Origin of the sequence: Streptomyces sp. WG7 (assembly GCF_049975785.1) — a bacterium.
In the GTDB taxonomy this organism is placed as follows: domain Bacteria; phylum Actinomycetota; class Actinomycetes; order Streptomycetales; family Streptomycetaceae; genus Streptomyces.
This window is the reverse complement of the sequence record NZ_JBNGGE010000026.1, coordinates 64001-85329: the sequence shown is the minus strand read 5'-3', so window position 1 is coordinate 85329 and position 21329 is coordinate 64001. Positions and strand designations below refer to the sequence as shown.

Below are 21329 nucleotides of genomic sequence, written 5' to 3'. Positions count from 1 at the left end.
AAGCTCGAAGGAGATCAGCACGATGACCGCACCAGACAGTCTGCCCCTGCACGCCCTCGCCGAGGACAACCTCGCCGCGGCGAGTCCCGATCTGCTGCGCGCGATGGTCAAGACCCTCGCCGACGCGCTCATGTCCGCGGAGGCCGATGCCCTCTGCAACGCGGAATACGGGCAGGTCAGCGACGAACGAGTCAACCACCGAAACGGCTACCGCCCGCGCGAGTGGGACACCAGGGCCGGCACCGTCGAACTGGCCGTCCCCAAGCTGAGGCAGGGCAGCTACTTCCCGCACTGGCTCCTCGAACGCCGTCGCCGGGCCGAGCAGGCCCTCATCTCGGTGGTCGCCACCGCCTACCTGCTCGGTGTCAGCACCCGTCGGGTCGAAAAGCTCGCCGAGTCCCTTGGCGTCACCCAGCTGTCGAAGTCCCAGGTCAGCGCGATGGCCAAGCACCTGGACGAACAGGTCGCCGCGTTCCGCAACCGTCCCCTGGACGCCGGGCCGTACTCGTTCGTCTGGGTCGACGCACTGACCCAGAAGGTCCGGGAAGGCGGCCGCATCATCAACGTCCACGCGCTGATCGCGGTCGGTGTCAACGCCGACGGGCACCGCGAGATCCTCGGCATTGACGTCGCCACCGCCGAGGACGGAGCCGGCTGGCTCGCCTTCCTGCGCTCGCTGATCGCCCGCGGCCTGTCCGGCGTCCAGCTCGTCATCTCCGACGCCCACGCCGGTCTCGTCGACGCGATCGGTGCCGTTCTGCCCGGCTCGTCGTGGCAGCGATGCCGGACCCACTACGCCAGAAACCTGCTGAGCCAGGTCCCCAAATCGGCCCAGCCCTGGGTGGCGACCCTGCTGCGGACCGTCTTCGAACAGCCCGACACCGACGCCGTGAAGGCCCAGATGCGGCATGTCCTGGAAGCGCTGGAGGCCAAGTTCCCCAAGGCCGCAGCCCACTTGGACGCCGCACAGCACGACCTGCTGGCCTTCACCGCCTTCCCGCGCGAAATCTGGCGGCAGATCTGGTCGAACAACCCGCAAGAGCGGCTGAACAAGGAGATCCGCCGCCGCACCGACGTGGTCGGCATCTTCCCCGACCGCACCGCCGTCATCCGGCTCGTCGGCGCGGTCCTGGCCGAGCAGAACGACGAGTGGACCGAGGCCCGCCGCTACATGGGCCGCGAACTCCTCGCCAAGGCCCGCCTCCACCCGATCGAGTCAGAAACCGACGAGACCGTCCTGCCCACCGAACTCACCGCATAGCCTCAAAACGAGATCACCGAGTGGCCGTCGATACACCACTCCAGCGGACGTGACCGACGCGGATCTGCGGATCCCGCCGACAGAGCCGGAGGTCAAGACACTGTTCACCGGCTGGGGCGGCGAGCTGGCGACCTGCCGCAAGTTCGCCCCGACCGCACGGAACTACACCGCATCGAAACTGATGTCGCAGGTCGGACTCAGGGTGAGCGAGGCATGCAAGCTCGACCTGGCCGACATCAAGTGGGAGCTGGGCCGCTTCGGCAAGCTCCACGTGCGCCACGGCAAGGGCGCCCGCGGCTCGGGCCCGCGCGAGCGGATGGTGCCGCTGATCAACGGCACCGACCGCACAATTCGGTGGTTCATCGAGGACGTCTGGGGCCAGTTCGACGACGACCACACCCGTCCCGGTGCCCCGCTGTTCCCCTCCGAGCGCAAGGACACCGACGGCTCATCGCGCCGCGTCGGCGACGACGCCTTACGCAACGGCCTGGCCGCCGCAGCGAAGGCACACCTTCCCGCCTGGGCCGACGCGCTCACGCCGCACGTCCTGCGGCACTTCTGCGCGGGTGCGACATCCCGTGAGTTCTCCTGAGCGGCGAACAGCTGCCGTTCCTCAGCATCGAGTTCGTGGACAGGCGTACCCGCAGGTGCCGGTGCCGGCTGGAACCTCGCGTGCCCTTCTCGATGTCCTGGTGCATATGAACGACGCACTTCGTAACGTGGTGCCCGTCGGGGTTGTTGCCGTGGTTTTTCCGCCCCTCGGAGCGTTAGTCTCCCGCTTGATCTACTTCGTGACCTTGATCCCCTCCAACTCGGTGGACTTCGGCGCCAGGATGGCGAACCAGTCGTAGGGGGAGTGCTTGAGGCTGTGGATGACCGGAACGTCGGCGTTCGCCTCGGTGTCCGCGGACGTACGGCCGACCTTGGTAGACGTGCCGTCCTTCCAGGTGCAGGTGACCTCCCGGGCGGTCTTGGCGACCTGGCCAAACACCAGGCGCGCGGTGGCCGTGCCGTTCCCTGGGAGCAGCGGGAGCGAGACGGTCCCGTGCTCGCCGCCGGTCAGGACGTCGTCCTCGGGTAGCACCAAGTTCCCGATCTGAGTGGTCTTCGCCTCTTCACCGGTGACCCGGTGCACGAAGTGCGCGACCTTGCCCACCAGTTCGGAGGCTGTGGAGACGTCCGGGTGCTCGCCGAACTTCGCCATGGCCGCCAGGGTGGCCTGGGCCTCCGCCGTGTCCGCCGGAGCCTTCCACACGTCGATGTACACCCTCCACGGCACTCCCGCGTCGGTGCCGCTCGCCAGGGTCGTCCGCATGTGCGGCTCGGGTGCCTCCGCGCTGGCGACCGGCTGGCTCGCCGACGACACGCCCCGTTCCCCGTCACCGGACAGCCCGTTCAGTGCCAGAGCCCCCGTGGAGCCGGCCACGACCAGGGTGGTGGTCGCCACGACCGCCCAGCGACGGGCCCTGCGGCGGCGGCCGCCGCGAATCAGCGCCTGGGCGGGGGCTGTGCCGATCCTCACCTCGTCGGCGGCTTCGGCCAGCAGGAAGGCGATGTCGTGCTGTGTCATGTTGTGGCTCGTCTCCCAGTCCGCGCTCTTCACGTTCGTCCTCCCTGCGTCACTTTCTCCGCCAGTCCCGAAACGGCGCGCAGCTTCGCGATCCCCTTGGCTGCGTTGCTCTTCACCGTGCCGACCGAACAGCCCATCGCCTCGGCCGTCTGTGTCTCAGTGAGGTCCTCCCAGTAACGTAGGACCACTGCTTCCCGCTGCCGTGCCGGCAATTGGGCCAGCGCCTTCAGCAGCGTGTGACGGTCGTCGGCCTGGGCGATCCGGTCACCGGTGTCGGCCACCTCGTGTGTCAGGCCCGCGTCCCCGCTCCTGGGCACCAGGAACTCCCGCAGCTTCCTTCGATATCTGCGGGCATGCGCGTTGATCATCACTCGTCGCACATACGCCTCAGGGGCGTCGGCCAAGGCGACCCTTTGCCAGGCCACATAGACCTGCTCCAGCGTCGACTGGACCAGATCCTCCGCAGCGTGCTGCTCACCCGTGAGCAGAAATGCCGTGCGCATCAGGCGCGGCCAGCTACCGACGACGAAATCGTGGAACTCTCGGTCCCCGACCTGCTTTCGAACCCCCATGAGCACCTCCCTCCTAGATGTTCAAAAGAGTCCATACGAAGCCGAGACCGTTGCCTCACCACGGCATCTTCTTCCGCTTCGCACAAACGATCGTTTGCCCGAGCAGGATCAATCACGAGTCGCCGGACCCGCACGGATCCCGGATTCACTCTCAGAACCCGTTCTCGCTCAGTAGCGGGTCGACCCCCTTTTGAGACTTGCAGCGAAAATCCGGGGCCACGACGGATCCTCAGCAGCCCTCCCCGGCCGAACGGCCGGACGCCGACGACGTCGAACAGCACGCCTGTCCGAAGTACGGCGCCCTGCCCGGCTCGCCGTGCCGCTCGCGCGGCAGCGCGGTCGCCTCCGCCTACCACACCCGCCGCTTCACCATCGTGCCCCGCCTGAAGAAGGCACTGCGGGTTCCCGCCCCGGCCGACCGTGGCCCGGGCCGGCCGTGGCCGCCGGGCACCCCGCCGCCGGCGCCGGTCGACCCGGACCTGCCGAGCGCGGACATCCGCATCAGCTACGCCCGCCGCTCGACCCTCGGGCAGGAACTCGACACCCAACTCGACGCGCTCGCGGGACACGGCATCCCCAGGGACAAGATCTTCAGCCAGAAGATCAGCACCCGGGTCCGCGTACGGCCGAAGTTCGAGGAGGCACTGAGGACCGCACGGGAGATCAAAGCGCACGCCCCGGACCGCGCTCGCCGACCCCCTCGCCGCCCACGGCCTCATCCTGGAGATGCTCGCCAGGCCCCTGCCCGGCACCTACGACCCACCGGGCCCGGCAAGCTGCTGTTCACGTTCTTCGCCGCGATGGCGGAGAACGAGCGGGAGAACACCCGCGAGTCCACGCTCGAAGGGCTCGACACCGCAGCACGCAAGACCAAGCACGGCGACCGGCCGCCCGTCATCACCGACGACATGCTCCACACCGTGCTCCACCGCCGCGCGGGCAGCGAGTCCGTCGAGCAGATCCAGCCCGACCTGATCACCCCCACCGGCAAGCGCAAGGGACAGAACCCCTCGGTGGCCAGCACTCGACCGGGCGCTCGCCGAGCACGCCAAGCGCGAGGCGTACCCCGAAGCCGTCGAGCAGGCTCACGCCGACATTGCGGCCCTCACCGGCCCCGAAGTTCCAGAAGCCCGTACGGAAACCAAGGCCTGGAAGGCGGGAGCCGGCTACCTGCGAGCCCGGTGACCTTGGCCAGGAAGTCGGCGTTCGCGGCCACGTCGTGACCGAGGACGACCGAGTGGTGCGGCAGCTCCGCCAGGCGCTGGGCGACGTTCTCGCGGGCGGCCACGGTGCCGCCGCCTTCGACCCCGAGGAGCGCGAACACGTCCGGGTAGCGGTCCTCCGTATTGCCGCTCATGAAGTCCGCGCCGCCCAGCGCACGACCGGTCTCCTCGACTGCTGGGGCCGCGCCGGCCTCGATCCTGGGAAACACGAGCGCTGCGGCCTCGCCCCCGGTCGCCAGGGGGACGCCGAACCAACTGGTGAACTGGTCCGGGAACACCTGCGCCTTCAATTCCTTGCCGCGCTCCCACAACGGCGTGCGGTCCCCGGCCAGCAAAGCTTCCGTGACCCGCTTGTCCTGTGTCGGGTGCAGCGCCTCGCCCGCCTCCATGCGCTCCCGGGCGGTCTCGAACCAGCCCAGTGCCTCCAGCAGGCCGAGGCCGACGGCCGCCGCCGAGGGCCAGGGCAGGACGTCCACGCCACCCCGCTCGTTGGACCGGACGAACACGCGGTCATTGGCGAGGAGGCCGAGGCCGTGGCGGGAGGCCAGGGCGAGAGCGGTCGTCGTCTTGCCCGCGCCCTTGCCGCCGAGGGTGAGGACCGTGTGCCCGCCCTGGGCGACGGCGGAGGCGTGCAGCACGGCCCAGCCGTCCCGCAGCAGCAGGCCCCGCACCATCTCCCGGGCCAGGCGGGCGGTCGCCGTGGCGACGTCCTCGGTGCGGCAGCCGACGACGTCCAGCCGCGGCACCCCCGGCTCCGACCGGTAGGCGAGCGCGCTCTCCGGCGACACAGCCCGGACCACTCCCCCGGACGCGTCCGCCGCAAGGAGCAGTTGGGACCGCGCGTATGTGGTGCTCGTGTGCGGGGACCGCGTCACGGCCAAGGCGATGTCGTCGTACTCGCGGTTGTCCACGCTGCCGGTGACCAGGGCCCCGGCGCAGACGCTCGCGGGGTCGGCCTCGGCGGCCTTCCACCAGGTGCCGAAGTAGCGGGCGGACCAGTCGGTGACTGCCTGCTCGGCGGAGACGACGGTCACGGCCGCGCCGGCGCTCTCCAGGCGTACGGCGTGAGTGCTCATGGTCAGTTCCTCCAGGACGGAGACGGTTGCAACGGAATACCGCGCACGGCCTGGTAAGCAGCGCGCAGCTTGGAACGGGATGCCTCCAACTGCCGGTCCTCGACGGAGTCCAGCGGGGGCAGGAACGCTACGGGGGCGCCCCCGGTGAAGCGCACGGGAATTCCGCACCAGTCACCCGCATGCTGGGCGCACAGCTCGGTGGTGCCGTCCCCGGCGCCGAGGGCCAGGCGCAACGCGGACACCACCGCGCCGGCGGGCCCGCCCCGGGTGCGGCCGATACCGGCGTTGATCCGGCCGGGTCGCCGGGCCAGTTCGTCGCGTACCTGCTGGACGGGGACGGGCACGGGGTGGTCGTTGACGAGGGTCGAGGAGGCGCAGACGACGGATGTGTCCCCGTGCTCGCCGATGACGTGCCCGGACACCGCGTCGGCCGGGACGTTCAGCAGCCGGCCGAGGGTGAGCCGGTAGCGGGCGCTGTCCAGGCTGGAGCCGATCCCGAACACCCGTGGGCAGCGGGACTCCTCGGCGAACCACCTCGTCATGAGGTCCACCGGGTTGGTCACCACCAGCACTGTGCCCGGGTAGCCGAGGAGCTACGCCGCGAGGTCCCGGATCACGGGAGCGTTCGCATGGATGCCGCCCATGCGGACGTCGGCGCTGCGCATGTTCGTGAACCGAGCCCGGACGGCGACCACCACCGCGGCGCACGCCCGCAGTTCCTCGATCTGGGCCGCACCCGGCCGGACCGGGGTGCCCAGAGCTGCCCGCATGTCCTCCAGGTCGTCGGCCAGGGCCTCGGCCTGGCCGACGGTGCGCGAGGCGACGAGGAGTCGTCCGGCCACCCCTGATGCCACCAGCGACCCGCCGACGGCTTGCCCGACTGCTCCGGTGCCGATGACACCGACGGCCGGCGCCGGAGGGGTCATGCGATCGCCTCCAGGATCCGGGTGAGCGTCCGGTCCCCGCGGCCCCGCCTGCCGGTGGGGTCCATCAGGTCGGCGCTCACGGCGTCCACGAGCGAGCACATGGGCACGGCCCGCTCGACGAGGGCCGCACCCAGACCGGGCAGAGGCAGGGCGGCCGGGGCGGACAGGTACGTCGTCATGATGTTCAGGGTGTCCATCAGCCACAGCACCAGCAGGTGGCGCAGCCACGCCCGACGGTCTTTCAGGGGCAGGCGGCCCACGTGGGACCGGGCGACCGTGGCGAGGCCGTCGAGGACGAGGCGGGCGGTCGCCTGGTCCGGCCGTCGCGCGGCGAGGAGCAGGACGGTACGGCTCAGCAGCTTGGCCACGTCGACCATCGGGCTCGCCCGCAGCAGGCCCGGGTCCAGGAGCACCGGCCGCCCGTCCGGGCCGTCCGGGAACAGCACGTGCTCCGGTTTCAGGTCGCCGTAGGCGAGGCTGGTCCCGGCCGGCGCGGGCAGCGTCTCCCGCAGCGCGAGCAGCCGGCGCACGCTGATCCGTACGAGTTCCGCGACCATGTCGCTTTCCCCACGCCACTGCTCGGTGCCGCGCTGGACGACGTATGCGGCGGCGTCCTCGCCGTTGAACTTGCGGCAGAACGTGCCGTCGACGCTGCGCTCGCCGGTGGCCCCGGCAGTGCCCAGCCGGCGCGCGGCACCCGGCCGGTGCAGCGGGCGCAGCTCGGCGATGCAGCGCCCCACCAGGGCACTGGTGTCCCCGGGGTGGATGAGCAGGAGGTCCCCCAGGGTCGGGCCGGTGACGGCCTCCGTGAAGATGACCCCGCCCCGCACGCCGGCGACCGCACACACACGGGGACCGTCCAGACCCGCCAGGGCCCGGAGCTGCGCCGCCTCGCGCTCGAGGAGGCTGTCCGACCTTTTGACGTACTCCCGTTGCGCCTCCCGGACGGCGGGCCAGCCCCCGCACTTGCCGCGCAGCAGGGAAACGAGGGACACGCCCAGCATCGAGGTCTTGACGTACAGGGCCCGGTCCCCGACCCGAGCACGGTGCACGCACCCGGTGACGCTGGGCACATGCGCCTCCAGAAGGACCCGCTCGTCCGGCCAGATCTCGCCGGCGGCCTGGTATATGAGCGCCGCGGCGTGGACGAACACCTCGGCCACGGTGGGCCGGGCCAGGGTGGGAACGGCATATACGCCATTGGTCACAACGAACGCCTCCTCTTGAGCATGCTCTTCGGCCGCTCCCGGGCAGTGGGATCGGTGTCGCCCCTTGGTCACCGGCACGGGCCGGCGGCGGCCAAGGGCTGGTCCCGGCGCCGACTGGCCGAGCTCCCCCAGGAGCCGGCCAGTCGGCGCCGCAACACGGCCGTGGAGCGCCTGACCGGACGCCCCGGCGGTCATGACGGATCGTCCGTACGCGGCTGGAAATCCGGGCGGGTCCGATGGCCCAACTCCGTGACCCGCAAGGCGCTTGAAGTCGTCACCGGCCTTCCCGCCACCGCTCTAGGGTTCGTGCCACGGGGCCGGGCCCCTTCCTCGCCCGCCCCACAGCAGGAGGACCCCGACATGAAGCGCCGTACCCTCGTCGGCGGCATCGCTGCCGCCGCAGCCGCTCCCGGCCCGTCTCCTCGCCGTATCGGCATGGGCGACGTCGACCGCCTGCAGCAGCGGTTCTCCGAGATCATCGCCAGCGACCACCGCCACGGCGGGCAACTCGGCATCGAGCAGCGCGCCGCCGCCCTCGCCGACGAGGCGCTGAACCTCCAGAACTCCGGCAGCGCCACCCAGCGCGTACGCAACAGCCTGTACGCCTGCGCGGCCTCCTTCCGCTCCTCCGCGATGTGGGCGGCCATCGACGGCCGCCGCTACGCCGACGCCCAGAAGCACATGCGCGAGGCGCAGGCACTCGCCGAGATGTCCGGTGACCCCGCGATCAAGTTCCGCATCTGGAGCCACGCCGGCAGCATGTACCGGCACATGGGACGCCCAGCGGACGCCCTGGCCGCCAACGACGTCGCCCGCAACCTCCACATCACCCGCCGGGACCCCATGTTCGCCTCCCTCGGACTCGCCCGGCAGGCGGCCATCCATGGCACGGCACAGGACCGCAACCGGCACCCGCCGGACGTTCGAGCAGGCACAGGACGCCATGGAACGCGCGGACCCGGCCGACTACCGGCCCGTGTGGATGCTCGCCTTCTACGACCAGGCCGAGCTGGATGCCCTCGCACTGTCCGCGCACCTGGCACTCGGTGACTACCCGACCGCCGAGTTCCACGCCCACCGCTGCCTGGCCGGCCTGCGCCCCCACATGGTCCGCTCCCGGGCGATCACCACGACCCGCCTCGCACACGCTCAACTCGCCCAGGGCGACGCCGACGCCGCCACCGCCGCGGCGATGACGGTCCCGGCCAGTGCCGCTACCCAACACGCCCGGGTATCCCGCATGCTGCAGGAGTTCGGAGCCGCCCTGCGCGCCACCGCGCCCGGCAGCCCGGCCGTGCAGACCTGGAACGAGCACACCGCCGCCTGGAGGACCCGCGCATGACCACGGCTCCCACCGTCGAGCTTCGCCAGTTCACCGACCTCGACGCCGCCCGCGGCGACCTCCTCGACGTCTACGCCGAGGTACGCGCCCCGCTGCTCCACCTGCCCAACTACGCGGTGACCGCGTTCGGGGAGCGCCTGGACCGACACGGCTGCGAGCCCGGGTTCCTCGCAGTCCTCGCGTACGCCGACGACCAGCCGGTCGGCTACGCCTACGCGAACAGGATCGAACACGGAGACCGGTACTGGCAGCGGACCACCCCGCCGCCGGCCGAGGAGTACACCGCGCAGCCGACCGCCGCCCTGAAAGAGATCGGGGTGAGCCCGGCCTGGCGCGGGACGGGGATCGCCCAACGTATCCATGACGCGCTGCTCCTCGCGCGCAGCGAGCAGTACGTCACGCTCATGGTCAACCCCGCGGCCGGGGACGGGAAGGTCCACGCCCTCTACAGGACATGGGGATACGAGGACATCGGGCACAGCCAACCGTCCCCGGCGTCCCCTCTGCTCACGGTGATGGTCCGCCCCATCCCGTGACCGGACCGGCGGCCGCGGCCACACTGCAGAACCGAGGCCGGCCGCACCACCCGCAGGGACATGCCCCACCTCATTGCACAGAGGGCTGCTGCAGCCCTTGCCTGCGTCGCTGTCTCGAGATCATCCCCGCAGGTGCGGGGAGCGGATCTGGTACTGGTACTGGTACTGGTACTGGTACAGCTGCATCCCCGTGATGGGACCATCCCCGCGGGTGCGGGGAGCAGAGGTTCTCCGTCTCGATGCCGTACAGGCGATCGGGACCATCCCCGCGGGTGCGGGGAGCAGCGACCGCTCCTCGCCAGCGCGAGGACCGGTGGGGGACCATCCCCGCGGGTGCGGGGAGCAGGTAATCGGGCTCACCATGCTCATCACCGGGGCGGGACCATCCCCGCGGGTGCGGGGAGCAGTCGACCTCGCCCTTGAGGATCGCCTTGGCCAGCGGACCATCCCCGCGGGTGCGGGGAGCAGCCGATCGAGCCGACCGAGGAGGAGCGGGCCATGGGACCATCCCCGCGGGTGCGGGGAGCAGTTGAATCCTCATCAACCCCCTCCCGATCGTGTGGGACCATTCCCGCGGGTGCGGGGAGCAGATCTTCCGCAACACGGGCGGCGCCAAGTCCTGGGGACCATCCCCGCGGGTGCGGGGAGCAGGCGAGGCCGTCGGGGGCGGTGGTCGATGTGGTGGGACCATCCCCGCGGGTGCGGGGAGCAGCACCGTGCGCGGCCTTCGTACCACTGCTCGAAGGGACCATCCCCGCGGGTGCGGGGAGCAGAGTCGGAGGACGAGTCCCATCATGTGGTGGCTGGGACCATCCCCGCGGGTGCGGGGAGCAGCACCGTGCGCGGCCTTCGTACCACTGCTCGAAGGGACCATCCCCGCGGGTGCGGGGAGCAGAGTCGGAGGACGAGTCCCATCATGTGGTGGCTGGGACCATCCCCGCGGGTGCGGGGAGCAGTGCTGATGGTGCAGCCGTTCCCGGTCCACCCGGGGACCATCCCCGCGGGTGCGGGGAGCAGCATGGGGCGGGCTGCGGCCTGGACGAGGACGGGGGACCATCCCCGCGGGTGCGGGGAGCAGAGCGGCGTGATCACGCAGTACGCCAACCAGGAGGGACCATCCCCGCGGGTGCGGGGAGCAGTGCCCTCGCGGTCGGCGGCCCGGTGCCCATCCGGGACCATCCCCGCGGGTGCGGGGAGCAGGAAGAGCTTCAGCACCTCGCGTTCGAGGTGTGGGGACCATCCCCGCGGGTGCGGGGAGCAGGCCGCCCGAGGCGGAACAGGTGGCCCGGCATCGGGACCATCCCCGCGGGTGCGGGGAGCAGAGCGGTGTCAGCAGCGTGTTCGCGTCGGTTTCGGGACCATCCCCGCGGGTGCGGGGAGCAGAGCTCGCGGGCCTCGATCACGCCGCCCTTGCCGGGACCATCCCCGCGGGTGCGGGGAGCAGGTGCGGAGTCGGCCCCACTCGGCGCGCTGCTCGGGACCATCCCCGCGGGTGCGGGGAGCAGACTGTTTGACCTGCGAGCCTATGGCCGCAGAGACGTGATTTCAGCGACTTTTACAGATTCCGGCAAATGGGACATAGGGCGGTGTGAGTCCGTTGTCGATTCCAGGGTTGGCCGGTCGTCCAATGGTGCGGCGGCCGGCTTGCGTCGCACGCGGGGTATGCGAGGGTCCATCCGGCTACTTCTTCGTCGAGCGCATTTTAGTGGGGACTGCAGCTCAGCAAGCTAGAAGGACCCGCTTGCGCAGCAATTCGAAGCCGGCGCGGCCGAACATCTGGCGTTTTGAGCATGTTGATCCGGTTCACGTGGCCTTCGCCGACACCCGAGTTCCAGGGCAGGTTGAGGCCGGCAACGACTGCGGCGAGAGTGTGAAGGCTGGGCAAGTCGTCCTGTCGGACGGCGTCGAGCCAGTCCGGCAGGCACTCGCCCTGGCGCTCAGCGAGCTTGGTCGCGAAAGAGCGGACGTGCCGGGTGAGTGCGTCGAGCTCGGTGCAGTGAGTGCGTACGGTCTTGAGCCGGAGCTGTTGATGGCGTCCCGCTGTGTGGTGTAGGGGATCTCCGCGGTTGAGTGCGCGGGTTCTGCTCCCTTGGGTGCACCGTCTGCCGGTGTCTGCTCCCTGCTCAACTGGCAGGCCACCGTGCAACTGTCCGGAGTGAACGGGCAGTTCGACCCCAGGGGGTGCACGGTGGCCTTGTCCCAGCATGACCTACTTCGCCTGCTTGAGTCACTACGTTCGGCAGATGGTCTTGAACTCGTCCGCGAGGTCGCCGAGCGACTGCTGCAGGAACTGATCGAGGCCGAGGCCACCACAAAGATCGGCGCCGAGTGGGGCGAACACACCGACACCCGCACCACCTGGCGCAATGGCCACCGCGAGAAGACCGTGACCACACAGGCCGGCGACCTCGAGCTCGCCATCCCGAAACTGCGGGCCGGAAGCTTCTTCCCCAGCCTCCTCGAGCGTCGGCGGCGCATCGACCAGGCCCTCTACGCAGTCGTCATGGAAGCCTACGTCCATGGCGTCTCCACCCGCTCGGTCGACGACCTCGTCAAAGCCCTCGGCTCGGACACCGGGATATCGAAGAGTGAGGTCTCCCGAATCTGCGCCGAGTTGGACGAACAGCTGGACGCCTTCCGGACCCGGCCGTTGGACCACATCCGGTTCCCCTACCTGTTCCTCGACGCCACCTACGTCAAGGCCCGTGTCGACCACCGGATCGTCTCGCAGGCGATTGTGATCGCCACCGGTGTCACCCAGGACGGCGGCCGGGAAGTCGTCGGTGTCATGGTCGGCGACAGCGAGACCGAAGTCTTCTGGGCCCAGTTCCTGCGTCACCTGCGCGAACGCGGCCTGAGTGGCGTCCGCCTGGTCATTTCCGACAGCCACAGCGGTCTGGTCAAAGCGATCCGCAAGGTCATGCTCGGCTCCGCCTGGCAGCGCTGTCGTGTCCACTTCGTCCGCAACGTCTTCGCCGTGATCCCGAAAGGGTCGGCGGAGATGGTCGCCGCCACGATCCGGACCGTCTTCGCCCAGCCCACCGCGGACGCGGTCCGCACCCAGCTCGACACGGTTGCCGACATGCTCGGCCGGCAGTTCCCCAAGGTCAGAGAAATGCTGCTGGAGGCGAAGGAGGACTTGACCGCGTTCGCGGACTTCCCTCACCAGCACTGGAAGAAGATCCAGTCCACGAACCCGCTGGAGCGGCTGAACCGGGAGATCAAACGCCGCACCGACGTCGTCCAGGTTTTCCCGAACCCGGCCGCAGTCCTCCGCCTGGCCACCGCCGTCCTCGCCGAACTCCACGACGAATGGATCGCCTTCCCCCGCCGCTACCTCTCCAACGAGAGCATGGACGCCCTCTACCCCGACGACACGATCGCCCTGCCTGCCGCGTCAGACGACTGATCGCCTACACCAAGACAAGGGGCATGACCGAGCTGTTCGAGCTCGGTGAGGGCTTCCGCGGCGGCGGATCCGTCCGGCGACCGTTCGGGCGAAGGAGGCCGGGCGGTCACCGGCCGTGGCGAAGTGCGCTTGTCGTGCAGATAGGCGCGGACGCGCTGGTAGCTGCCCTTTAGCCAAGCGGCACGATCTCCTCTCACAGCTTCCAGGCGTTGGTGCGGCCCTCGAGTTGGCGCTGGATCGAACGGCGGCTGTGTCCGACATTCAGCAGCGCGTGGACGGCTGCGTGCCGGGCCCGGGTGCGGTCGGCGAACCGATGTCCTCGCGGCCAGGGCGACCCGGGTGGCTCTTCCTCGACCCCCTCATATCCCGCTGGACAACAAGCGACGTCAGTCCTTCGGCCGTGGTGCTTCGGAGGTGGGTGCGCGGGACATCAGGTCCTCCACAGCGCGCTCTGCCGCCCGGCCGCTGTGGATCATGTCGACCACGGCTCGGGTGATGGGCATGTCAACACCGTGGCGCTCGGCCAGGCCCTGGATCGCCTTGCACGAGGCAACGCCTTCCGCGGTCTGGGTGGTCGCCGCTCGGGCCTCCTCGACACTCAGTCCTCGGCCCAGGTGGGCGCCGAAGGTGTGGTTCCGGGACAGTGCGGACGAGCACGTGGCAATCAGGTCGCCCATGCCGGCCAGCCCGGCGAAGGTGAGCGGGTCCGCTCCCATGGCGACGCCGAGTCGGGTCGCCTCGGCGAGCCCACGGGTGACCAGTGCGGCCTTGGTGTTGTCACCGAGTCCCATGCCGTCCGTGACCCCGACGGCAAGGGCGATGACGTTCTTTACCGAGCCGCCGAGTTCGCAGCCGACGACGTCGGTGTTCGTGTACGGCCGGAAGTACGGCGTGTGACAGGCCGTCTGGATGGCTGCGGCCGTGCTCTCGTCGACGCAGGCGACGACGCTTGCGGCAGGCTTGCGGTCGACGATCTCGGCGGCCAGGTTGGGCCCCGAGACGACTGCGACCCTTCGGGGCGGCGCTCCGGTCGTCTCAGCGACGACCTCGCTCATCAGCTTGCCGGACCCCAACTCCACCCCCTTCATCAACGAGACGAACACGGTGTCGGGCTGCCACTGCTCCGCCCAGTCCTGAAGCAGCCCACGGGCATGCTGCGCCGAGACTGCCAGCACGGCGACATCGGCATCGCGGGCCGCATCGGCCGGGTCGGTCGTGGCCCGGACGCCCTGGGGCAGCTTGACCTGGGGCAGGTAGTCCGGGTTGCTGCAGGTTTCGTTGATCGCCTCCACCAGCGCAGCCCGCCGCCCCCACAGGGTGACCTCGCATCCGGCGTCGGCCAGGACGAGGGAGAACGCCGTCCCCCAGGAGCCCGCGCCGTAGACGGCAACACGACGAGTCATTCAGTGATCTCCTTCAGTTCTCGGGGCGGCTCAATGTAACGACCAGCGCCTGGCGCTCGGGGAGTTTCGGCCCCCGAGTGTGCGCCTCATGAAGCATGTTGTCCGCCTGGTCGTCACCGAGTTCCGCCCGTAGCTCCGCCTCGTGTTCGATCCACAATGCGTACAGCCGCTGCCACATCTTCGGCTCGTGAGGCCGCTCCTGCTCCGCTTCGAGGATCAGCCCCACTCCCTCGGCCTGTTCCCTCCAGGGCGGCATGACCGGGCAGCCCCGGGAACGGCCCGAGGTGACGACCGCGCGGGCACCGGGCTTGAGGACGCGTCGGATCTCCTCCAGTACCTTCCTGCGGTCATGCTCGAACCCCAGCGCGTCCACGCAGATCAACCCGTTCGCGTACTGGTCGGGGAGTCCTGTGCCGACCAGCGAGCCGACCCCGAACCGGGCGCGCTCGGCGGGCAGACGGAACTCCCGGACACGGCCGGCCGCCAGACGGACCGCTGTCGCGGAGACGTCGACACCAGTGACGGACACGGTCAGCGCACGGGCCAGCCACAGGCCGACCCCGCCCGCTCCGCACGCGAGGTCCACCAACCGGTGGCCGGGCTCCATCCGCAAGTGGGCGACCATCGTGCCGAGCAGCGGCCAGTCGCAGGAACTCGACGCGTCGACCTGGGGCGGGTAGAGGCCGCCCATCGCCCGCGCATACAGCTCGCCGGTGATCGTGCCGGCCTCCCTGGCGGCGTACATCGCGTCGTACACCTGCGCCGTTCGCTGCTCCTGCTCGGTCAGCGCCGGGCTATCCACGACGCTCCCGGATCCGGGGGATGGAGCGGGCGACCCGCATCTCCATGCCGGGGCTGACGACCTTGACCGCCCCGTACGTCTCGCCGTCGTACAGCGTGACCACGATCGGCTCGTGTCCGGTGACCTTGGTGACCGTCGTGACGGCCGCGGCCAGGTGCTGCTCGACATCCGGCTCGAGGGCGGCCGGATAGAGGCCGGCGCACCGCTCCCAGCTACTGGTGGGCAGGTCCGCCAGGGCGGGCCGGCCTGGGTGCGCGGCGAAAGCCGCCTCGTGGGACGCGAGGTCGTCGCGTGTGCCCGCGATACAGGTCAGCCGCGACTGAGCGGCCTCGGTCAGCGCTCTGGACAGGGCGATCTGAGGGAAGGAGTGGCAGCCGGACCCGGCGAACACCACCGGGTAGTCCTCCGACCAGATGTAGGCGGCGAACACCGGAATGCCGTAGTCGCTCCTCACATGGGCGATCTCCAGCCACATCCCGGCGTCGGCGAACCGGCCGATCAGGTCCGCGCAGTACGGGTCCGTCACCGAGTCCGGGGCGACCAGGTTCCGGGATCGGCCGCCGCCGACGTAGTCGCAGTGCAAGACGTCCCGCTCCACAGCCTCCAGCAGCGCGTGCAGCGTCGCCTCCGTACAGTCGTTGCCACACGCCAGGCCGTTGCTGGTCACGGCGAACACTTCCAGCTTGGACCGGTCGCGGCGCGGCTCGCGGCGGACAAGGTCCGCCGGCACCAGAAGCTCGTTCGAACTGCTCAGGCCCACGCCGGTTGTCCAGTCCAGCGGTAGGTCAGCCAGGCCCGGATGGTACGCCTTCACCGGGAGCGCGGCCATCGGGTACGGCAGATCCAGCTCCTTGTGTGCGGCTCGCGTGTCCAGCCGCACCGGCTGCTCCGCGTGCCACAGCTCGGCGGCCTCCAGAACGGCCGAGATCTTCGCGAGGGTGTCGGTAGCGCCCTTGCCTTGCGACGTCGTCAGGGTGTGCGCGGCTGGCCGGATGGCGGTCCACACTGGAATGCCGAGATGATCGAGGTCGGTGAGCCTGGCCACCCGCGTGATCCCGAGCCGTTCGAGTTCCTGCCTCAGCGCACGCCACGTGTCCTCGGGCGCCCGAGTGCGGACGGTGCCGGGCAGACCGATGCCCTTCACCGGACCGCCTCCTGGTCCCGCAGGAAACCGAGCACGAACGGCCTTGCCGCGTCGACCGCTTCCCGTACGCCCTGGAAGCCTCGCAGCCACGCCTCCTCTTCCAGACCGGCCGAGCCGACGTCCCACACGGCGGTGAGCATCTCCTGCACCACACTCTCCTTGATCGCTTCGGGGAAGAACCCGCCGTGCCTCCGACACGCCTCGGTGTTGACGGCCGCGTACCGGGCGGCGTCGGCACGGTCGGCACCCGTTTCTCGCGCGAGGAGCCGGGCCGCCGTGGCTTCGTCGGTCAGGTCGGCACAGGGGTTGATCACCGCGCACGCCAGCGTCGGCGGCAGACCGGACGCGCCGTACTCGGCAAGGAACTCCCACCACACGTCCTTGAACTGCCGGTCGAAGATCTGCTGGAAGCCGACCCGTTGCACGGTGAGGAGCCGACCGTGCTCGGTCATCTCGACGGCGAAAGCATTGGCCCACTGCCGGAAGCAGCGCGTGGCCCACGCCAGGCCCGGCACGGGCACGGTCGGAGGCCCGTCGAGTTCGAGCGCCGCGTGAACAGCAGTCAAGGCGTCCGTCCGCTTCACGTCACCGAAGTGAGGGTCAGTGGCCAGGGCGTCGTCCAGCCATGCGTCGAACGACGGGGCCAGACGCCGGGTGATCCGCTTCACCGCGTCCAACGACCGGTGCGCGTAGTACACCTCGGCCAGTGCGCTGGTGAGCCGGCCCGCCTGCTCGACGTCGATCACGTGCCGGCTGCGGGCCATGCCGACAACCTGCCGCACCCGGACCAGCGGCCAGGTGCAGGCGCGCGCGTCAACGGCGGACTGGGCGACGGCGACCTCGTCGTCCCCTTCCAGGACTCCGTCGGCGTAGGCCTGCCACACCGCGCCCAGGCCGATCATGCCGCACGCCCGCAATTCGGCAGCCCGAAGTGCGCCGATGCTCGCGGCACCGATGACGCGGACGCTCCGGGCGAGCGTCCAAATGATCTCCTTGTGCCGAACGGCCGGCGCGTGGTGGTAGACACCGTCGATGATGACGACCGTGTCACCGGCCGCGATCCGGGGATCGAACAGGTCGCCGTGCCGGATCGGAGGGAGCACACGTAGAGCCTGATCCTGCAGGGCGGGGTCGTCCGGGCTCAGCGTGGGCCCGGTGAAGACATGGATCACGAGGTCTCCAGAGAAAGGACGAGAGGCGGGCGCCCGGCCACGGCTGTAGCCGGACGCCTTCGGGCAGAACAGGTCAGAAGGTGTAACCGCCCTCCTGTTCGACGTCCTCGGAACGCGTCACGGCTGCGGTGTCGATCAGGTCCTCGACGTCGTTCACATCTGCGGCGATCTCCGTGTTCTTCGCGGCTTCCTGCGCTTTGGACATGAACCTCACGGTCCTTTCGGTGATGGGTGAGCACGGCCTGGAGGGCAGGTCGCTCTCCAGGCCGGCCCCGGTGCCGCCCCGCAGCATGCGTCGGGGCCATGCCCGCTCCCCCGCCGACGGCCGGGAGCGGGAGTAGTGAGGGGCACTCACGCAGCGCCGCCAGAACGGACTGACGACGAACTGGTGCTGGAGTGCCTCCGGCAAGCAAGGTTGATCCGCCCCGGCCGGAGGGAGAGCCATTGACATCTGCGACCGGGGCGGGGATCAGGGGGTGAGGGGCGGTGCGTCGGCGCCGGCGGCCACGCCCAGGACGACGAGGGCGGCAACCGCTACGACGACGAGGGCGGCAACCGCTACGACGACCAGGACGTAGACGGCTTGGACTCGATGGCTCGGGTACAGCGGGTCACTCACGGGCAGCTCGACGGGGCGAGGCGCCGCCAGGTCCGCCCACACCTTCTTGCCCTTCGCCGTTCCCCACCACATGGGCTCGGCACCCCACTTCTGCGACAGCGCCTCGACGATGGCCAGGCCCCGGCCGTGGTCCTCGTCGTCGCCCGGGTCCACCTGCTGGGGAAGGGTCCGGCTGCGGTCGATAACCGCGACCTGCACCTGCTCGTCGCCGAGACGGCGCAGGGTCACCCGGAACGCGGCATGACGAGCGTGGAGGACCGCATTGGAAGCGAGTTCGGAGGTGACCATTTCGGCGGTGTCTGCGAGGCCCGACAGTTCCCAGTCCTCCAGGACGGCCCGAACGAAGCGGCGCACTGCGGGCACTGATTGCGCCTCGCGCCGGAAACACTTCGTCACGACGGACACGCCGTCCTCGGCCAGCAGCCGTCGGCCGGCCAGCACGTCACGCACCGCGCTGGGTGACGCGGTACCGGGCGAACATGACGAGCCGCTTCACCGCCTCGGCGTCGGGCGTGCCGGCGCCAGCCCGCCTGTTCGCCGGCTCTGCTACTGCGGCTGGTTGGGTACGCTCCACCACGGTGGCGGCTCCTCGACAGTCGTCCGGCTCTGGATCGGCCGACACCACGGCCCCTGGGGTTCTCACTCGTACAGGGTGGAATTCCGCCGAAGTCTGCACATCCCCACCACGGGTATACCCATGATGGGTACACGACTTGATGAGCTGTCGCGCACACTCAGGCCAGCAGGAAGTGCCGCATGCCCTACCAGCCGCCGACCGCCCTGCCCCAGGAACTTCTCAACGATGAGGAGATGCAGCGTGTCCTCGCCGAGCACGACTTCGGGACGGTGTTCCGACTAGCGCGCAGCCGCGCCGGAATCCCGTACTCGCGCATCGCCGAGGCGTGCGACCTGAAACCCGCGCGAGTTGGCGAGCTTGCTCGAGGAGAAGGGCGGGTCACGACGTTCGCGAAGATCGTTGCCATCTCCGACGCATTACGCGTGCCCGGGCACATGGTCGGCCTCGCTCCCCGCCCGTGGGAGGACAGCAGGCTTCCCGGGAATCTGAACAGCCCAGCGATCGGACCTCCCATGCGCCGCCGTACTGTCCTCCAAGCCGCTTCAACCGCGGGTCTGGCTGCCGCCCTGCCCGCTCTGCACCGCCCGGCGACACCCACCCACGTGACAACCGGATACGTCGGCCAGCTTCGCCGGCGCACCGCACGCCTGCGACGCCTGGACGAGGTCATCGGCGGCGGCGACACCTTCAGGGTCTACCTGGGCGAGTACCAGACCACGAAAGCCCTGTTACGAGACGCCACTTTCACCCCCGACTCACGGCGCCGCCTCGTCGCTCTCCTCGCCGAACAGGCGCAGCAGGCAGGATGGGCCGCCTTCGACGGCGGCAGACAAGCTGATGCCGAGGGCCTGTACGAGGAGAGCAGGGCCGCGGCCCGAGAGGCCCGGGACGGCGACCTGCTCGGCAATGCGCTCGCCTTTCTCGCCTACCAAGCCCCCGACCCGCAGGTAGCCGTCGAGATCGCCGCGAGTAGCTGCTCCACCATCACCTCTGGCACCCCGGCAGGTGTCCGCGCTCTACTGCATGAGCGTCTGGCTTGGGCCTGCGCGGTCGCCGGGCACCCCTCTCGCACGGAGAAGGCCCTCGAAACGGCACGCGCTGCTCTGGACAATCAGGTTGCCGACGAGCCCCAGCCGGACTGGGCTGCATGGGTCGACGAGACGGAGCTGGACATCATGACGGGCCGTTGCTGGACTGAGCTTTGCCGGCCCCTCCGAGCCGTTCCCGTGCTCGTCCGGGCACTGGACCGGTACGACGACCATCACGCCCGGGACAAGGCCCTGTATCTGTCGTGGCTGGCCGACTCCTACGTCGCGGCCGGCGAGGTCGAGGAGGCCGCCGCGGTGACAGGCCGAGCTTGGAGCCTGGCCGCCGGGGTCGCCTCGGTACGCCCCCGGAAGCGGCTCGTTCCGGTGCTGAACCAGCTGGCTCAGCACCGGAACGTGAGCGCTGTCCAGGACGTCCTACAGCTGACAGCCGGATCCTAGGCCTGTCCTAGGCCGGACCCACAGACTCCGCGATCCACTGGAGGCACCCTTCCGATCCCTCGATCGGCGCGGCGATCAGCTCCGGCCTGTCCCACGGGTGATTGTCGAGGAGGTACTTCTCCAGCTCCTGGTACCGGTCACGGGTCGTAGTGAGGAGGAGCTTCCACTCCTCGCCCTCACCGAACTCGCCCAAGTGCCAGAACACCGAGATCACGGGGCCGATGATCTGCGCCCCAGCGGCCAGGCGGCCTTTCACGGCCCCTTGGGCGAGAGTGACAGCTTGCTCGCGCTCCGGTGTGGCAGTCGACACCTGCACATATTCAGTCATGCCGGGAGACTAGCTACCCGGGGCGCTCGTCACAGGTCGTCAGGGACCATCCCCGCGAGTGCGGGGAGCAGAGCAACGCCACGTTGTCCATCGCCACGTCGTCGGGACCATCCCCGCGGGTGCGGGGAGCAGTTCCGGTCCGGCTTCGTCGGCCGGTAGTTGTCGGGACCATCCCCGCGGGTGCGGGGAGCAGGGCGTCCCACAACCGAGGGCAGCGGGGGGACGGGGACCATCCCCGCGGGTGCGGGGAGCAGCGGACCCCGCGCAGGAACCCGCCGGGGGTGATGGGACCATCCCCGCGGGTGCGGGGAGCAGGTGTGGCTGTAGGCCATGTCGAGCCAGACCGGGGGACCATCCCCGCGGATGCGGGGAGTAGACCTTCCATGATCTTGCCTTTCCGGGCGGGGGGGGGGACCATCCCCGCGGGTGCGGGGAGCAGCGGGTGGTCTCGCCCCACTTGTCCATGCCGATGGGACCATCCCCGCGGGTGCGGGGAGCAGGACGGCCGGATCGTCCGTCAGCAGATGCCGTGGGGACCATCCCCGCGGGTGCGGGGAGCAGATCGCGGACCACCACAACAAGACCGTCGCGTCGGGACCATCCCCGCGGGTGCGGGGAGCAGGTGAAAACGGGGCGGGTGGCGATCGAACCACTGGGACCATCCCCGCGGGTGC

At 70.1% G+C, this 21329-nt stretch carries 21 protein-coding genes, 1 pseudogene and 2 CRISPR repeat arrays (1 of these 24 cut by a window edge); of the genes and pseudogenes, 9 read left to right on the top strand and 13 right to left on the bottom strand.

Annotated elements, in window-relative coordinates; genetic code table 11:
- Positions 1-22 precede the first annotated feature (22 nt).
- Together ACP4J0_RS24015 and ACP4J0_RS24010 are read left to right on the top strand one after the other, a co-directional pair.
- Positions 23-1261, top strand: a complete 1239-nt coding sequence (locus ACP4J0_RS24015) for an IS256 family transposase (RefSeq protein ID WP_426600735.1) — start codon at positions 23-25, stop codon at positions 1259-1261.
- A gap of 49 nt (positions 1262-1310) precedes the next feature.
- Positions 1311-1853, top strand: a complete 543-nt coding sequence (locus tag ACP4J0_RS24010; protein WP_426600734.1) for a tyrosine-type recombinase/integrase — start codon at positions 1311-1313, stop codon at positions 1851-1853.
- Between the two features lie 192 nt (positions 1854-2045).
- On the opposite strand, the gene ACP4J0_RS24005 is transcribed toward ACP4J0_RS24010, so the two are convergent.
- Positions 2046-2864 (bottom strand): hypothetical protein, encoded by an 819-nt coding sequence (locus ACP4J0_RS24005; RefSeq protein WP_426600733.1) that lies wholly within the window; start codon positions 2862-2864, stop codon positions 2046-2048.
- Positions 2861-3403, bottom strand: a complete 543-nt coding sequence (locus ACP4J0_RS24000; protein WP_426600732.1) for a SigE family RNA polymerase sigma factor — start codon at positions 3401-3403, stop codon at positions 2861-2863. The genes ACP4J0_RS24005 and ACP4J0_RS24000 overlap by 4 nt, the downstream gene beginning before the upstream one ends.
- 197 nt (positions 3404-3600) lie before the next feature.
- Between ACP4J0_RS24000 and ACP4J0_RS23995 the strand changes: the two genes are divergently transcribed.
- Complete coding sequence (locus ACP4J0_RS23995; RefSeq protein ID WP_426600731.1) at positions 3601-4626, top strand: recombinase family protein; 1026 nt, start codon at positions 3601-3603, stop codon at positions 4624-4626.
- Here the strand turns inward: ACP4J0_RS23995 and ACP4J0_RS23990 are convergent.
- The 4 genes from ACP4J0_RS23990 to ACP4J0_RS23975 are packed head-to-tail and all read right to left on the bottom strand — an operon-like array spanning position 4509 to position 7836.
- Positions 4509-5702 carry a hypothetical protein gene (locus ACP4J0_RS23990; RefSeq protein ID WP_426600730.1) on the bottom strand — a complete coding sequence of 398 codons (1194 nt, stop codon included), beginning with the start codon at positions 5700-5702 and terminating at the stop codon, positions 4509-4511. The genes ACP4J0_RS23995 and ACP4J0_RS23990 overlap by 118 nt on opposite strands.
- 2 nt (positions 5703-5704) lie before the next feature.
- Positions 5705-6265, bottom strand: a complete 561-nt coding sequence (locus tag ACP4J0_RS23985) for a hypothetical protein (RefSeq protein WP_426600729.1) — start codon at positions 6263-6265, stop codon at positions 5705-5707.
- A 30-nt stretch (positions 6266-6295) separates the two neighbouring features.
- Complete coding sequence (locus ACP4J0_RS23980) at positions 6296-6628, bottom strand: NAD(P)-binding domain-containing protein (RefSeq protein WP_426600728.1); 333 nt, start codon at positions 6626-6628, stop codon at positions 6296-6298.
- Positions 6625-7836 (bottom strand): phosphotransferase, encoded by a 1212-nt coding sequence (locus tag ACP4J0_RS23975; RefSeq protein ID WP_426600727.1) that lies wholly within the window; start codon positions 7834-7836, stop codon positions 6625-6627. The genes ACP4J0_RS23980 and ACP4J0_RS23975 overlap by 4 nt, the downstream gene beginning before the upstream one ends.
- A gap of 435 nt (positions 7837-8271) precedes the next feature.
- On the opposite strand from ACP4J0_RS23975, the pseudogene ACP4J0_RS23970 reads away from it, so the two are divergent.
- The 4 genes and pseudogenes from ACP4J0_RS23970 to ACP4J0_RS23955 all read left to right on the top strand — a co-directional run bounded on the left by ACP4J0_RS23970 (position 8272) and on the right by ACP4J0_RS23955 (position 13123).
- Positions 8272-9178 (top strand): annotated as a pseudogene (locus ACP4J0_RS23970) (hypothetical protein).
- Entirely contained in the window at positions 9175-9714 is a 540-nt protein-coding gene (locus ACP4J0_RS23965; protein WP_426600726.1) for an N-acetyltransferase family protein, read from the top strand. The pseudogene ACP4J0_RS23970 and the gene ACP4J0_RS23965 overlap by 4 nt, the downstream one beginning before the upstream one ends.
- Positions 9715-9830: 116 nt before the next feature.
- A CRISPR array of direct repeats spans positions 9831-11219; the repeat unit is 29 nt; unit sequence GGGACCATCCCCGCGGGTGCGGGGAGCAG.
- Positions 11220-11455: 236 nt separating this feature from the next.
- Positions 11456-11767, top strand: coding sequence for a hypothetical protein (locus ACP4J0_RS23960; RefSeq protein ID WP_426600766.1), 312 nt, complete (start codon positions 11456-11458; stop codon positions 11765-11767).
- A 135-nt stretch (positions 11768-11902) separates the two neighbouring features.
- Positions 11903-13123 (top strand): IS256 family transposase, encoded by a 1221-nt coding sequence (locus tag ACP4J0_RS23955; RefSeq protein WP_426600765.1) that lies wholly within the window; start codon positions 11903-11905, stop codon positions 13121-13123.
- A 386-nt stretch (positions 13124-13509) separates the two neighbouring features.
- Here the strand turns inward: ACP4J0_RS23955 and ACP4J0_RS23950 are convergent, their stop codons facing one another.
- From ACP4J0_RS23950 to ACP4J0_RS23930, 5 genes are all read right to left on the bottom strand, one after another.
- The gene (locus ACP4J0_RS23950) at positions 13510-14526 is read right to left on the bottom strand and encodes an NAD(P)H-dependent glycerol-3-phosphate dehydrogenase (protein WP_426600725.1); all 1017 of its coding nucleotides are present in this window, start codon (positions 14524-14526) and stop codon (positions 13510-13512) included.
- 13 nt (positions 14527-14539) lie between these two features.
- On the bottom strand, positions 14540-15328 hold the full coding sequence (locus ACP4J0_RS23945; protein WP_426600724.1) for a class I SAM-dependent methyltransferase: 789 nt from the start codon (positions 15326-15328) through the stop codon (positions 14540-14542).
- Positions 15321-16472: a YcaO-like family protein gene (locus ACP4J0_RS23940; RefSeq protein ID WP_426600723.1), complete on the bottom strand. Its 1152-nt coding sequence runs from the start codon at positions 16470-16472 to the stop codon at positions 15321-15323. Before ACP4J0_RS23940 ends, ACP4J0_RS23945 begins: the two co-directional genes overlap by 8 nt.
- A complete protein-coding gene (locus ACP4J0_RS23935) occupies positions 16469-17575 on the bottom strand; it encodes a TfuA-like protein (protein ID WP_426600722.1) in 1107 nt (368 codons plus the stop codon). Before ACP4J0_RS23935 ends, ACP4J0_RS23940 begins: the two co-directional genes overlap by 4 nt.
- A gap of 142 nt (positions 17576-17717) precedes the next feature.
- Complete coding sequence (locus ACP4J0_RS23930) at positions 17718-17849, bottom strand: hypothetical protein (protein ID WP_426600721.1); 132 nt, start codon at positions 17847-17849, stop codon at positions 17718-17720.
- Here ACP4J0_RS23930 and ACP4J0_RS23925 point away from each other — a divergent pair.
- Positions 17848-17985 (top strand): hypothetical protein, encoded by a 138-nt coding sequence (locus tag ACP4J0_RS23925; RefSeq protein WP_426600720.1) that lies wholly within the window; start codon positions 17848-17850, stop codon positions 17983-17985. The two genes, ACP4J0_RS23930 and ACP4J0_RS23925, sit on opposite strands and share 2 nt — an antisense overlap.
- A 128-nt stretch (positions 17986-18113) precedes the next feature.
- Here the strand turns inward: ACP4J0_RS23925 and ACP4J0_RS23920 are convergent, their stop codons facing one another.
- A complete protein-coding gene (locus ACP4J0_RS23920) occupies positions 18114-18713 on the bottom strand; it encodes an ATP-binding protein (RefSeq protein ID WP_426600719.1) in 600 nt (199 codons plus the stop codon).
- Positions 18714-19019: 306 nt separating this feature from the next.
- Here ACP4J0_RS23920 and ACP4J0_RS23915 point away from each other — a divergent pair, with 306 nt between their 5' ends.
- Complete coding sequence (locus tag ACP4J0_RS23915; RefSeq protein ID WP_426600718.1) at positions 19020-20327, top strand: XRE family transcriptional regulator; 1308 nt, start codon at positions 19020-19022, stop codon at positions 20325-20327.
- Between the two features lie 7 nt (positions 20328-20334).
- Here ACP4J0_RS23915 and cutA read toward each other — a convergent pair whose 3' ends face one another.
- Entirely contained in the window at positions 20335-20655 is a 321-nt protein-coding gene (gene cutA / locus ACP4J0_RS23910; protein WP_426600717.1) for a divalent-cation tolerance protein CutA, read from the bottom strand.
- Positions 20656-20697: 42 nt separating this feature from the next.
- Positions 20698-21329: a CRISPR direct-repeat array (repeat unit 29 nt; unit sequence GGGACCATCCCCGCGGGTGCGGGGAGCAG); it runs 1168 nt beyond the window's last position.

Coding starts and splice junctions, on each gene's coding strand:
- ACP4J0_RS24015 (WP_426600735.1), top strand. CDS start 23: ATGACCGCACCAGACAGTCTGCCCCTGCACGCCCTCGCCGAGGACAAC.
- ACP4J0_RS24000 (WP_426600732.1), bottom strand. CDS start 3,403: ATGGGGGTTCGAAAGCAGGTCGGGGACCGAGAGTTCCACGATTTCGTC.
- ACP4J0_RS23990 (WP_426600730.1), bottom strand. CDS start 5,702: ATGAGCACTCACGCCGTACGCCTGGAGAGCGCCGGCGCGGCCGTGACC.
- ACP4J0_RS23980 (WP_426600728.1), bottom strand. CDS start 6,628: ATGACCCCTCCGGCGCCGGCCGTCGGTGTCATCGGCACCGGAGCAGTC.
- ACP4J0_RS23965 (WP_426600726.1), top strand. CDS start 9,175: ATGACCACGGCTCCCACCGTCGAGCTTCGCCAGTTCACCGACCTCGAC.
- ACP4J0_RS23950 (WP_426600725.1), bottom strand. CDS start 14,526: ATGACTCGTCGTGTTGCCGTCTACGGCGCGGGCTCCTGGGGGACGGCG.
- ACP4J0_RS23925 (WP_426600720.1), top strand. CDS start 17,848: ATGAACCTCACGGTCCTTTCGGTGATGGGTGAGCACGGCCTGGAGGGC.
- ACP4J0_RS23930 (WP_426600721.1), bottom strand. CDS start 17,849: ATGTCCAAAGCGCAGGAAGCCGCGAAGAACACGGAGATCGCCGCAGAT.
- ACP4J0_RS23915 (WP_426600718.1), top strand. CDS start 19,020: ATGCCCTACCAGCCGCCGACCGCCCTGCCCCAGGAACTTCTCAACGAT.
- cutA (WP_426600717.1), bottom strand. CDS start 20,655: ATGACTGAATATGTGCAGGTGTCGACTGCCACACCGGAGCGCGAGCAA.